Annotated in this window: 12 protein-coding genes and 1 pseudogene; 5 read left to right on the top strand and 8 right to left on the bottom strand. The window is 39.5% G+C overall.

Annotation, left to right across the window (positions count from 1 at the left end):
- Window positions 1–8 precede the first annotated feature (8 nt).
- A pseudogene (locus C509_RS27440) lies at window positions 9–1546 on the top strand (tripartite tricarboxylate transporter permease).
- The gene (locus C509_RS0104330) at window positions 1543–2007 is read left to right on the top strand and encodes a tripartite tricarboxylate transporter TctB family protein (RefSeq protein WP_018705684.1); all 465 of its coding nucleotides are present in this window, start codon (window positions 1543–1545) and stop codon (window positions 2005–2007) included. The pseudogene C509_RS27440 and the gene C509_RS0104330 overlap by 4 nt, the downstream one beginning before the upstream one ends.
- 96 nt (window positions 2008–2103) lie before the next feature.
- Here C509_RS0104330 and C509_RS0104325 read toward each other — a convergent pair whose 3' ends face one another.
- Complete coding sequence (locus tag C509_RS0104325; protein WP_018705683.1) at window positions 2104–3678, bottom strand: Vga family ABC-F type ribosomal protection protein; 1575 nt, start codon at window positions 3676–3678, stop codon at window positions 2104–2106.
- Window positions 3679–4162: 484 nt separating this feature from the next.
- Window positions 4163–4333, bottom strand: coding sequence for a hypothetical protein (locus tag C509_RS26375; RefSeq protein WP_018705681.1), 171 nt, complete (start codon window positions 4331–4333; stop codon window positions 4163–4165).
- A 155-nt stretch (window positions 4334–4488) separates the two neighbouring features.
- Here C509_RS26375 and C509_RS0104310 point away from each other — a divergent pair, with 155 nt between their 5' ends.
- Window positions 4489–5391, top strand: a complete 903-nt coding sequence (locus C509_RS0104310) for an SDR family oxidoreductase (protein WP_018705680.1) — start codon at window positions 4489–4491, stop codon at window positions 5389–5391.
- 379 nt (window positions 5392–5770) lie between these two features.
- Here C509_RS0104310 and C509_RS0104305 read toward each other — a convergent pair whose 3' ends face one another.
- The 5 genes from C509_RS0104305 to C509_RS0104285 form a co-directional block, all read right to left on the bottom strand.
- Window positions 5771–6607 (bottom strand): deoxyribonuclease IV, encoded by an 837-nt coding sequence (locus tag C509_RS0104305; RefSeq protein WP_018705679.1) that lies wholly within the window; start codon window positions 6605–6607, stop codon window positions 5771–5773.
- Between the two features lie 13 nt (window positions 6608–6620).
- On the bottom strand, window positions 6621–7424 hold the full coding sequence (mutM, locus tag C509_RS0104300; protein ID WP_018705678.1) for a DNA-formamidopyrimidine glycosylase: 804 nt from the start codon (window positions 7422–7424) through the stop codon (window positions 6621–6623).
- A gap of 364 nt (window positions 7425–7788) precedes the next feature.
- Entirely contained in the window at window positions 7789–8022 is a 234-nt protein-coding gene (locus C509_RS0104295) for a hypothetical protein (RefSeq protein ID WP_018705677.1), read from the bottom strand.
- Between the two features lie 55 nt (window positions 8023–8077).
- Complete coding sequence (locus C509_RS0104290; RefSeq protein WP_018705676.1) at window positions 8078–8803, bottom strand: MOSC domain-containing protein; 726 nt, start codon at window positions 8801–8803, stop codon at window positions 8078–8080.
- 36 nt (window positions 8804–8839) lie between these two features.
- Entirely contained in the window at window positions 8840–10258 is a 1419-nt protein-coding gene (locus tag C509_RS0104285; protein ID WP_018705675.1) for an aminotransferase-like domain-containing protein, read from the bottom strand.
- A 98-nt stretch (window positions 10259–10356) separates the two neighbouring features.
- Here C509_RS0104285 and C509_RS0104280 point away from each other — a divergent pair, with 98 nt between their 5' ends.
- Window positions 10357–10959 (top strand): LysE/ArgO family amino acid transporter, encoded by a 603-nt coding sequence (locus tag C509_RS0104280; RefSeq protein WP_018705674.1) that lies wholly within the window; start codon window positions 10357–10359, stop codon window positions 10957–10959.
- A 150-nt stretch (window positions 10960–11109) separates the two neighbouring features.
- On the opposite strand, the gene C509_RS0104275 is transcribed toward C509_RS0104280, so the two are convergent.
- Window positions 11110–12108, bottom strand: a complete 999-nt coding sequence (locus tag C509_RS0104275; RefSeq protein WP_018705673.1) for a zinc-dependent alcohol dehydrogenase family protein — start codon at window positions 12106–12108, stop codon at window positions 11110–11112.
- A gap of 178 nt (window positions 12109–12286) precedes the next feature.
- Between C509_RS0104275 and C509_RS0104270 the strand changes: the two genes are divergently transcribed.
- Window positions 12287–12859 (top strand): lysophospholipid acyltransferase family protein, encoded by a 573-nt coding sequence (locus C509_RS0104270; protein ID WP_018705672.1) that lies wholly within the window; start codon window positions 12287–12289, stop codon window positions 12857–12859.
- Window positions 12860–12924 lie beyond the last annotated feature (65 nt).

The raw sequence follows: 12924 nt of genomic DNA, 5'->3' as shown, positions 1-12924 counted from the left end.
GCAAATGAATGGACTCTTTTCCATATATTATCAGCTCATTAACAGAGCCAATGAATATCCTTCTGTTATGTCTCGGTGTGCTTATCGGTATCATAGTGGGGGCTTTACCCGGCTTGACTGCAACAATGGCACTTGCTCTCCTATTGCCCTTTACATTTACCATGCAGCCTGAAACTTCCCTCATTACAATGGGAGGTTTGTATGTTGGTGGAATCTATGGAGGGTGCATTTCAGCGATTCTAATCAATACTCCTGGAACTCCTTCGGCAATTGCGACGACCTTCGATGGCTACCCTTTAGCGCAAAAAGGGAAAGCCTCCCATGCATTAATCATGGCGGCTATGAGTTCGGGAGTTGGGGGGATTATTGGCGGTTTCGCTCTCTTATTCATGACACCCATATTGGCAAAGTGGGCTCTGAACTTTGGCCCTTCGGAATATTTTTGGGTGGCTATGCTTGGCTTAACCATGATTTCTACCCTTTCCTCCGGTACATTATTAAAGGGATTAATTGGAGGATGCATAGGACTGCTTTTGGGTACAATCGGAATATCACCTGTCGGAGGAGAATCAAGATTTACCTTCGGTTTTTCAAGCCTACAGTCAGGATTGGATATGGTTGTCATTTTAATTGCCTTCTTTTGCATACCTGAAGTCATTTCCATGATCGAAAATGAAGTGAAAACCCGGCAATCTGTAAAAAAAGAGAAAGCTGTAATCAAGAAGATCTTTTTCTACCTTGTAAAAAAGCCGTTCTTTATTCTACGTTCCTCCATTATAGGAATTATTGTCGGAATCATCCCCGGAGCCGGTGGAAATGTAGCCGCTTTATTATCTTATGATGCAGCTGTCAATTCTCAAAAGACAAACAATCGTTTGGAAAGGGGAATATCGATGGGGTGATGGCGGCGGAAACATCCAATAATGCAGAAGTCGGCGGTTCTTTAGTCCCTCTTCTATCATTGGGGATTCCGGGGTCTCCGCCGGCTGCTATCATTCTTGGCGCTTTAATGATGCAAGGTATTATGCCGGGGCCGAATCTGATGAAAGAGCAATCAGGCTTGGTCTATACTTTTTTAATCGGGTTTATTATTGCTAACGTGATCATGTTCATTTTCGGATTAATCGGATCGAAATATATCGGAAAGATTCTATCCGTGCCTAATTACATTCTGGCCCCCTCAATTGTTTTTATGACAATCATCGGGGCCTACTCAATCAGAAACAGCCTATTGGATATAGCCCTGTTAATAGGATTTGGCATACTGGCATTTTTCTTGAAACATTTCGGTTTCCATCCTGCCCCGATTGTACTCGGTTTTATTCTCGGACCTATTGCGGAAAGAGGCCTTACTCAATCCCTTCTATTGGGTAAAGCTTCTGGCAATATCTATTCCTTGTTTCTTTCCCGCCCCATCTCTGTCGTTTTGATTATTTTATGTATCATTTCCGTCTTAGGCCCCCTGCTTACTTCGATAGCAAATACCAAACGAAAGAAAAAATCAAGTGAGCCCTATCCGGAAAAGAAGGCGAGTGGCGCAAGGTGATAACCAATAAATCAAAGATTGATCTGATAAGTTCATTCTTACTTCTTGTCATCTCCATTGTTGCTCTTTGGGAAACTAGAGGCTTATCCGAGATGAGTTATATTTTTCCTAGAACCGTGTGTATCATTTTGTTCATATTGAGCCTTGTCTATTTTTTTAAAAGCCTTGTTGAAAAAGAAGGCATGGAATATTTTAAAAATGTACGCAAGCGTAAGGTCATCCTGATTGCTTCAGGCATGGCCGGTTACGTTATCCTCATCAGTTTCATTGGTTTTTTGCCCGCAAGTATCATATATCTTACAGCATCCATCTGGATTCTACAAAAAGGGAGAAGTATTAAAAGCAACCGCTTATTACTAATTCATTCATTATTTATTTCCATCATATTAAGCTCTGCCTTATATGTATTGTTTCGATACGTATTGATTGTTCCATTACCTGATGGATTGTTGGGGTTATGATCTTCGGTGCTAACATAAAATGAATTCAAACAGAGTCCAATTTGCAACAATATGGAGCAAATTGGACTCTATTTGATTTATAGAATGCCCAGCCAGTTACTCGACCGCGTCCAGTCTCCTTTTTTCCTCCAAAAGTCTTTGAAACTCCTTTTCAAGCTCTGAACTTGGCTCGACGCTTAACCGGCTTAATATTTCCGTTATTCTCGTTTCAAGCACAAGTCGGCGATCTTCCTGGAAATCTCGGTTTTCTTTGTGTTTAAACTGTTCTAATTGTTTATACGTTCCATCAAACAGTTCAATCTTTTCATTTTGTATAGACATAATCCGAGTGGCGACACTTTCAATCAGCCGTCGGTCGTGTGAAACGAACATGACAGTCCCTTCATATTCTTTTAAAAGCAACTCCAATGCACTAACAGCTGCTATATCAAGGTAATTAGTCGGCTCATCTAAAATCAGCGTATTGACATCACTTAAAAATATTTTAGCAAGAGCAGCTTTTACACGTTCCCCACCGCTTAGTACATCAACCGGTTTATGAACATCATTCCGAAAAAAATGCAGCCTGGCCAATACAGTTCGAATAAATGTTTCATCCTGCTTTGAAGTAGAACTTACATTTTCCAATATTGACCTTTTGACATCCAATATATTTAAATTCTGGCTAAAGTAGCCTATTTTCATTGCCGGAGAAATCTGGATGCCTTCAGCTCCATTGACCAACATTTTAACGAGCGTTGTTTTTCCGCTTCCATTTGGGCCGATAATGGCAAGTTTATCCCCTCCGCGAATATGAAAACTCGCTTTGTTCCATAGTCTGCGGTCCCCGATAATACCCGCTACATTTTCAGCACGAAGAATAATCCGACCCTTAATTGTATCTTCATGAGGCAGATTCATCCTGAGCGGAGGAACTTCCTTTACCTTCTCCACTTTTTCCAGTTTTTCCAGCCTCGTCTCAATTGCTTTTGCTGTCTTTTGCAACTTTTTTTGTTTTTTTGCGAAGTACGGTTTCGCACCTGTTATTTTCGCCTCTGATCGACTCACCTTTTTCGGTGCTTTTGTCGCTCTTTCGGCTTTGACCTCTTTTGCTTTCAGCGCTTCTTCCAACTGTCTTTTCTTCATTTCATATTTTTCATAAGCCCATTGCTTTTTACGTTGTTCCAATTCTTTTTGTTCTGCATAATCGCTATAATTCCCTTTATATTCAACTATTTCCCCATCATTGATTTCCCAAATTTTCGTACATAGAGCATCCAAAAACGCCCGGTCATGGGAAACAATCACAAAAGCACCTTTCCATCCATCCAGTTTCTTTTCAACCCATTCAATATGCACTGTATCCAAATTTGTCGTAGGTTCGTCAGCAAACAGGATTTCAGGATTCTTTATAAGCGCCTCATTAATATATTCCTGTGTCAACTCACCGCCGCTTTTTGTTGTATCATTCCTTTTCAACTGCGGCAAAAGCTCAGTCGTCACATGCTTTATGACTGTCCCTTGTTCAGGTTTTGACTTACCCGACAGAATATGCAGAAGCGTTGTCTTCCCGCTGCCGTTACGACCAACCAAACCAATCCGGTCATTTTTATCAATTTGCAAATGTTCAATATCAAACAATAAACGATCTTTAATGTAGTGCTTGATGTGAGTTGCTTCCAATAAAGCCATCCAATCATCCCCATTCTCTATAGTCCGGGGACATAAAATGCCCCCTATCTTAATTCAGAATAGGAGGCGTGAATAAAGGTGAACAGCAAAAAGAGAGAAACCCCTCCCTTTGCACTCAACTTAGAAACCAATCCTATTCTGAAAACTCCGAATGAAGGCAACAATAAGAAGACAGAAATCTTCTGTTTAAAAATGCCTTCAATTAAAGGTTTTCGAAAATAGGATTAGTACTTCATCTAGTTGGTTCACCCTTCCGTTCATGTATTTACTGACACTTTATATTGTATTTCATAAATTGTCAAACGTTCCGGACAATCCATACGATTAGAATACCGAAGCTTTTTAGAGTGGTTTACCCCCCAAAAAAGCGTCATTACTGAAGTTGTCCCCTGTTAGAGGAATTCATATTACAAAGACAAAAAAGTTTTTACGGATGGAATCTCCATTTAAAGATTTTTGAAAAATCGCTTGTGTTATCCGAAAATTAAATGACCGGATAAAACTGTACATACCTTGGATTAGCATAATAAGGGGGTCTTGGCCCTATTTTAGGTACCTTCCATGTTTGGACATTATGATCATAAACCATTTCTTCTTTTTCACGAGACTGCGGAATCAACAACAACCTTACTTCTGGATTGTAATAATATTTCATTTACCTATTCCACCTAAAGTTTTTCTTTTTAACGTATGCTGCCGCTCATTAAACGAGCCTGTACACTATCCTTCGCCACCACCATCAAACACATTTGCCGCCCATTTAACATAAGGTAATGCTGATAATCCTTTATGGAGGAGGTTTGACTTAGGGTGTCTAAAGAAAAATATCCGTTGTATCCTAATTACGGAAAAATTACGAGGTATGAAGAGGTTGCCATCACTGTCCCCGAGCAACGCCAGTTTCGCCAGCCGGGTTTGGAAAGTTTAATGGTGCCAAGACCCATTATTGAAAATCCGTACTATAAGGGTAGTGGGAAACTGGAAGGAAAAATTACTTTGATTACAGGAGGCGACAGCGGAATGGGGGCTGCTGCTGCCATAGCTTTTGCCAAAGAAGGTGCAGATGTTTCTATTGCTTATTTGGATGAACACGAAGATGCCATGCGAACCAAAAATAGAATCGAAGAATTGGGCAGGCGTTGTCTTTTGCTCCCAGGTGATTTAAGGGACAAAGACCATTGTGAAAATATAGTTGAAAAAACGGTTGAAACTTTTGGACACTTGGACGTCTTATGTAATCATGTGGGGATACAGTTCCAGCAATTAAGCCTTTTGGACATTACAGATGAACAATTCGATGACACTTTTAAAGTAAATATTTACTCTCACTTTTATACTACACGTGCTGCACTAAAATACTTAAAGGCAGGAAGTTCAATTATTAATACTGCTTCTGTTGTTGCTTTTGAAGGGAACGATCAGTTAATCGATTATACAGCAACGAAAGCAGCAAATGTTGGCTTCACCAGAGCTTTGGCAAGAAACTTAGTAAACAAAGGAATCAGAGTCAATGCAATAGCACCAGGGCGAATTTGGACGCCGCTTATTCCATCAAGCTTTTCGGCCGATCAAGTGGCGACGGTGGACAATCCGATGGATCGCCAGGGCCAGCCATTTGAAGTTGCTCCTACGTTCGTTTACCTTGCATCAAATGATTCACGCTTCGTTACTGGTCAAGTACTTCATGTAAACGGGGGACAAATTTTTGCATAATCGTCATTATAGAAAAGCAAGATAACGGATTTCAGTGATTTATGGTTCACGAGCATTGATAAATATGGATTTCCAGCATCCACATACAAGACAAAGAAGAAGGTCAAATTCCTGCCCCTATTCCATTGAAAATTTCAAGCTAAATTTATTTATAACTGCTACTACTTCTTCCGCATGTTCGGGTTTTAACAAACTTTGGATTATCGTTATAAACCCCCTCAAATATCCTTGCTCAAAACTTTTTTACTTTCTCAGAATGAGTCCTATGTTTTACCCTTTCCAACATAAATAACGGGGTTTTTGCTATATCCCCCCATAAATAACCGATTACCTAATTTACCAATTATCTACTACATCCCAGTGACACGATAAGTAAAAACTAAATCCCCCATTTTTCTTGCAGCATCTGTATTTCTTTTTCGTGAGGGATTTCCTCTTTTGGTGTTTCCAAAATGAATGGGAGTTTTGCAAGTTCGGGCGTTTGTACCAATTGGTCAAATTGATCTTCTGTTATGCACCCTTTACCAAAAATGGGTGCATGACGATCCTTTCCTTGTCCGGTAGGATACTTTGAATTATTGAAATGAATCACTTCCAACTGATCGAAGTAACCTAATGCAACTCCTTTCTCCAAAACGTCGTTCCAGTTGCTTCCATTCCATAAACCGCAAGAAAAGGCATGGCACGTATCTAGACAAAAACCTATTTTCTCAGGAAACTCACATAACCTGCGAATTTGTACAAGTTCTTCTAAAGTGGTCCCCATTGTCCCTGGTATCCCAGCTGAATTTTCCAGTAATATTTTAGCGTCTCCTTCCCATTCTGAAAGAGTTTCATCAAGCAATTCGATCATGAGTTGATAGCTTTCAAGCAGGGTGAGGTGAGAAGCATGCTTACCGAAGTGAACGACAACCCCAATTGAACCGCAAGCCTCTGTAATCTCCAGATCATTCAATAAAGAATCGATCACTTGAATTTTCTTTTCATCGCTGTGAGGAGTCAAACTGGTAGGATAAGGAGAATGGCTGACTGATAATATACCTTTTTCTTTGCAAAATACTCTGCATAAAGCTGCATCCTCCTCGCTATAGTCTTTCACGGATAAGCTCCGGGGGTTTTTTGGAAAATACTGAAAGGAACCAGCATTCATAGCGTAAGCTTTTTTGGCAGCTCCAAGGTAGCCGTCCCGAATGGAAAGATGACAACCAAATTTCATACATTCTCTCTCCTTATGAAAGCTGACAATTTTGACAAAAATAGGTTTTGCGAGAAGAAAGCTCTTCCTTCAAAATTGGATGGCCACACCTGCTGCAAGCTTTCCCTTCAAGCCCATGAACATACATATTATAGCCGCCCGTTTTATAATCTCCTTTAAAAAGCGGTCCCATATAGCCTCCGCTTTGAATTGCCTTTTGCAATATAAATCTGATGGAATTGTATAAACGAACGACATCTTCCTGTTCCAATTCATTTATTTTTTTATCCGGCAAAAGCTGTGCATGCCAAAGTATTTCATCCGAATACCGGTTGCCGATTCCAGCAATGACCTCCTGGTTCATAAGGGTTGTTTTTAACCCTCCTCTTTTATTTTTCATAATGGTTAGAAATGCATCTAGAGAAAAATTCGGATCAATTGGCTCCGGCCCGATATTTTGAAGTTTACTCTTTAACTCTTCAGGTGAAAAAAGATGCAGATATCCTAAACGCAGTCCGATGAAATAAAGGTGCCGATCTTCAAAGGATAACTGCACCTGAACCGTCCGATCAGGTTTTTCTCCTTTTGTCCCATAAAACATCGATCCTCCCAGCATCAAGTGCAAAAGTAAGCATACACCATTTTTCAGTCGAAAAATTAAATGTTTAGCTTTCCTATCGATGGATTCGATCTTTTGATTCATAACCTGATCTGAAAATTGCTCGATTGGAACATTAATTGATTTTTCCCTGGTGATGATAACTCCTGTAATTGTATGCCCAGCTACCAGTTGCTGCAGCATGATTCTATACGTTTCCATCTCCGGCAATTCGGGCATTGTTTTTTCCTCCATCATCAACTCTAAATATCATTATTCCTCAATATGTGCGAAAGAATGCCTTATTGATTTCTTTGAGACTTCACCGAATTTATGACGGAATATTGAAAATATTAAACAACCCACAAAGTGATGTACTAAAAAAATGAAAGATAATCGTTTTTCAATTTAGCTTCTCGTTAAGGTACTATAACCTTCATAAGGACCGGGCTTACCGCTTTTTCACCTGGACGGTTCCCATGAACATTCATGGGGAACAAGATTACGATTTCCTCTCTAGGTCTTCACTAATCATCTTCCCTTAGGGGAAACAATTTGTTTTTTTAACTTCCAATTAAAAACAGGCCCCCCCTGTCCTTGTATATTACCTAGAAAATTTCGCCCCAAAATCTTTCATGGTTGCTTCAACCTCTTCGACATGTTCCGGTTTTAATAAACTTTTCATCCTGGGCATGAAGCTCATCAGATACTCTTGATCAAAACTCCTTTCATCCAGCTTTTGAAAGCTTTCAGAAAGCAATGCCTCTGCCCTATCCTGTTCATCATCTTTGACTCTTTCCAAAATAAACAACTTAAATTTCTGTTGACCTGGGTTCATTACGGTCTCCCCTTTTCATGTTCATTGCTTTATATTCTTCGTAGTTTAAACTTCCTTAATCTAAAAGAACCACTTCATCCCCTACGTTTATTTCACCTGTTTTTATGACAGATGCATAAATTCCAAAGTGGTTATTTCTTAACTTTACAACTGTTTTGAGCAAACTGGGGTCCCTCTTTGCATTTTCGGGGTTCACAGTGATAATCATACACCTTTCACAGTGCCTTTTTAATTCTATTTCAACTTGGTTTCCGATTTTTATTCTTTTCCCAATCCACTCTTCTTCTGCAAAAGGGACTTTGTCTTTTAAAGAGATTAGCAAGTTAGGACGAAAGCGATGGTAATTCACCGACTTTCCCCATATCTCTTTCAATTTTTCCACCGAGGCATCCGTTACCAATTGAATATGTTCTTCTTCAATCGCCCCTAAAGGTACATGAGAAGGTGAATATGTAATGGGAGAAATATTACGTTTAGATTTTTGTTCGATTTCTTTAATCAGGGATTCATCTTTCCAATCAATAACCTTTCCTTCCGGTGTAATGATTTCGACTTTTGGATATTCTTGCATCGATTCTTCCCCAGCGAACCTTGCTTTATACTGAGCCATTTCCGGAAATTGAGTGATCGTCAAAAATTTCCCTGGTCTTTTTTCATCTAAAAAAGCGTGGCTGCGGTCTCCATATATGCCATACTCCATCACCTGCGTTTTATGAACACTCTCTCCGTAAAAAGATTTGACAGGATGACGAACAATTTCCTTGATCTGCCCGACCTTCATTTTTTATTCCCCCTAATATTGGATATCAATGTACACTCACTTTATTAATTTAAGCAAAGTATGCAAGCCTTCCTCTAGTGCTCGCATTGAAGCATAAGCATAGGAAAGCCGAATATGATGCAGATCTTTTGGTTCATAGATATAGCCTGGGTTTATTAAAACGTTATGATGAAGCAATTTTAAAAATAAGGCTTTATTCACAATCGGCTCATGAAACCTGAGCCAGATATAAAAGCCGCCTTCAGATTTTTTCCAAGTAGCGATTTTTCGAAAATGTTGCTCTAATATCTCTTCAACATATTCTGCCCTTCTTTTTAATTGTTCGCGGAGTGTGGCCAAATGCCTTTCGTATCTGCCGGATGAAATCCATTGGGCGACGATCTCTTGAGAAAATGCACTCGAACCATAGTCCGTTTGCATTTTGATATCAGCTAATCGCCCAATGACAGGTGATGGAGCAACAATCCATCCAATCCTGAGTCCGGGACTTAGGGTTTTGGAGACACTGCCGATATACAGCACTTGTCCAGATGTGTCCAATGATTTGATTGGTGGTGAAGTTTCCTCAAATAACAATTCATGGTATACATCATCCTCAATAATCGGAATCTGCAACTCCTTGCATGTATCGTAAAGAGTTTTCTTTTCTTTCATAGACCAACTTTTCCCTGTAGGATTGTGTAAAGTCGGTATGCAATACAAGACAGATTGTCTTTTCTTTTTGTTTTCCCGTAAACTATCCGTTAACAGCGAATCTCGAGGAATCGAAATCATGCGCATCCCGACGGATTGAAAAGAATGTATCGAATTTAAATAAGATGGCTGTTCATGGAAGACAACCGAGCCTTCCTCCAACAAACCGATGGCAATTAATTGAAGAGCTTGAAGGGATCCAGAAACTATTAATATATTATCCAATGAAGTTTCAATTCCCTTATTTTTTAAATACTTACATAAAACCCCGCGAAGTTTTTCACTTCCTTGCGGCGGTGAGTAGCCTATCGCCTTTGGTTCAAGGGATATCTCTTTCAAAGACTGTTCGAGTTGTTTCGTAGGAAGCAGTTCAGGCGATAGTTCACCTGTTCCCAGGCGGATGATATGATCCATTTGCTCATGTTCATTGATTAATTGAATGGTATGATAATTAGGCTTATGAATACTGGATTCAATGTGTTGCTGCCAATTCAGTTGGGCCTTGTCCAAAAGCATATTCCAGGAATTATTGGCCACGAACACACCTGACCCCACTTTTGACTCGATTAAGCCGTCCGCTTTCAATTCATCAAGGGCAAGCTGGATGGTACTTCGGTTCACATTAAACCGATCCGCCAGTTGACGCTGCGTTGGGAGCTTAGTACCAACCGTCCAATCACTTCGCTCGATGCGGGACTTTACCCAATCTACAATTTGCTCATGAATAGTCAGATTGGAGTCCCGATTTGGTTTCCAATTCATCCAATCCCCCCTAAATTGGATGGATGAAAAACCATCCAATTGGCCGTTTTCTTTTAGTTGTATCATAGTACGATAGTAATTGAAAGGGAGCTGATCATTTGGAAAGTATTGTACACGGAATCGTTTTGGCATTCGGACTCATATTACCTCTAGGTGTGCAAAATGTATTTGTGTTTTCACAAGGAGCAACGCAGCCCAAATTAATTCGGGCACTTCCCGCCACAATTACAGCAGGATTATGTGATACATTTTTAATCCTATTGGCTGTGCTTGGCGTATCCGTCATCGTTTTACAATTTGAATGGCTGAGGCTTAGCCTGATGATTGCCGGGATATTATTTTTACTTTATATGGGGTACGTCATTTGGAAGGCCGAACCTGTAACGACTGAAACGAATAAAGCAATGCCCATCCGACAACAAATCCTCTTTGCACTATCCGTCTCTTTATTAAACCCGCATGCCATCCTCGATACCGTCGGTGTTATCGGGACAAGCGCACTAAAATATGCTGGAACAGAACAAGCCTTTTTCACAATCGCCTGTATAACTGTCTCCTGGCTCTGGTTTTTAGGATTAACGATTGCGGGTATGGCCCTGAAGAAACTGGATGGCAAGGGGGGCATCATGAACATTTTCAACAAGTGTTCTGCTTTATTTATTTGGGGAACTGCCATCTACCTTGTGATTGGTTTAATTTAAGACATCTTACTATTCGCACCTCTGACAAATCAATCATTGCAGGGGTGTTCATTGGTTATAAAAGAGGATCACACAATTCGTCTGACCAAGATAATCAGGTATGTCCAACGCTTGTGTAAAAGTCTACATGCTAATTTTTACAGTATCCTTTTAATTTTCCCCGCTTGTTAAAAATACTTTCCCTCTCTTTGCTTTCATAGCCTCAACGGAATCTATCGCTTTTTTTATTTCTGATAAGTCATATTGGATATCAGGCTTCATAAAGCGTAATTGATTATGATTGATTAATGCCAACAAACGATTGAACGTGCTATGCCAAGCTTTTGTAGATACTCTTTTGTTCCAATGACGCAAATGAAATATTTTAGCATTAACCATTGCTTTATTCGTAATTTCTGCCCAATTGACTTGCTTTCCTGACAAAAGCCCTATACTTAAAAACGTACCGTGAGGATGTACACAATAAGCTAGTTCGGTACCGGATTGCCCTCCCACTGAATCAATAGCAACGGAAGCACCCCGTCCATTCGTCAATTCCAGGACTGTTTCATATAATGGATTCTTGGATGTATTGATAACATGGGAAGCACCTAGTTGTAGCAACTTTTTTGTATAATGATCATTTCTAGTTATTGCGATTAACCGAAAACCCAACACTTTTGATAATTGGGCAAAAATATGTCCGATTGAAGAACCACACGCATTTACCAATAGTGTATCATTCTGGCTTAATCCTAACTCTTCGGTGCAAATAACCCATGCTGTAATTGGATTGATATACATTTGAGAAGCAGTGAAATCGTTGATAGAGTCAGGGATGCGAACCGCAAAATCTGCCGATGTTTTAACAAATTCTTGCCAAGTACCTTCCCCCCGTAAAGGTAAAACCCTCTTTCCAATTAGGCTTTTAGAGATCGAAGAACCTACATCTTCTACGATTCCAACTCCTTCATAACCAGGAATATCTGGCAAAGAAATTCGATGAGAATAGGAACCCCTTATTGGGATTAAGTCAGAAGGATTAATTGGACGAACCAACATACGCACAAGAATTTCGTCAACTTCAGGCGGCAGAATACTTTTATATTCAACTTTTAAAACGTCTTTAGGACTGCCAAACTCATAAAATTTTATACATTTAGCTTTCAAAACGAGAGTCTCCTTCGATAAAGTTGGATCTATTTAATCATATCCCGTTTTAGCTGCATCGTAAAATCTAATTCCATTATAATTATTGGAGTTTCTAAAATTCTATGTTGAATATTGTTTTCACTTTCTTTATAATTAGCACCAGGTACTATAACTTGATATTAAACCAGGTGATTTCATGTATAAATTTATTGTAATCTTGGCCACCATCATTTTTCGGATCCTGGGTAAAGTCGAGGTCAAAAATAAAGATATCCTTCCATCGGAAGGTGGTTTTATTTTGACTTGCACACATAAAGGGTGGCTGGATGTTGTGATTTTGGGAATTTGTACACCTCGCCCGATTCATTTTATGGCAAAGAAGGAACTGTTTAATAATAAGCTGACTTCCCACTTTCTTACTAAAATTAAAGCATTTCCTGTCAATCGCGATAGTCCTTCACTAAGCAGTATAAAGATGCCTATCAAGCTATTAAAGTCAGGTGAAGTTGTTGGAATTTTTCCAGGCGGAACTAGAACGACTGAAGATGTTTCATTAAAGCGTGGAGCCGTTACTCTGGCAAACTTGGCAAAAGTTCCGATCGTCCCAGCTGTTTATGAGGGTCCGGCAAATCTAAAAGAGTTATGGAAAGCAAGAAAAGCAACCATTATTTTTGGAGAACCTTTCTTTGTAAATACAAATAGTAAAGATGAGATAGTTGAGTTTACCGATCACTTATCAGAAGAAATAAATAAGCTGAAAACTATCTAATGAAACAGATATGAGCTTTTTATACCCTTGAATCAGCACCAGGTAATAGAACTTGATATAAAAAA

It is taken from the genome of Siminovitchia fordii DSM 16014 = CIP 108821 (genome assembly GCF_000374565.1).
Classification (GTDB): Bacteria; Bacillota; Bacilli; order Bacillales; family Bacillaceae_C; genus Siminovitchia; species Siminovitchia fordii.
Note: the sequence above shows the minus strand (reverse complement) of the source record. Positions and strands in the feature narration are given on the sequence as shown.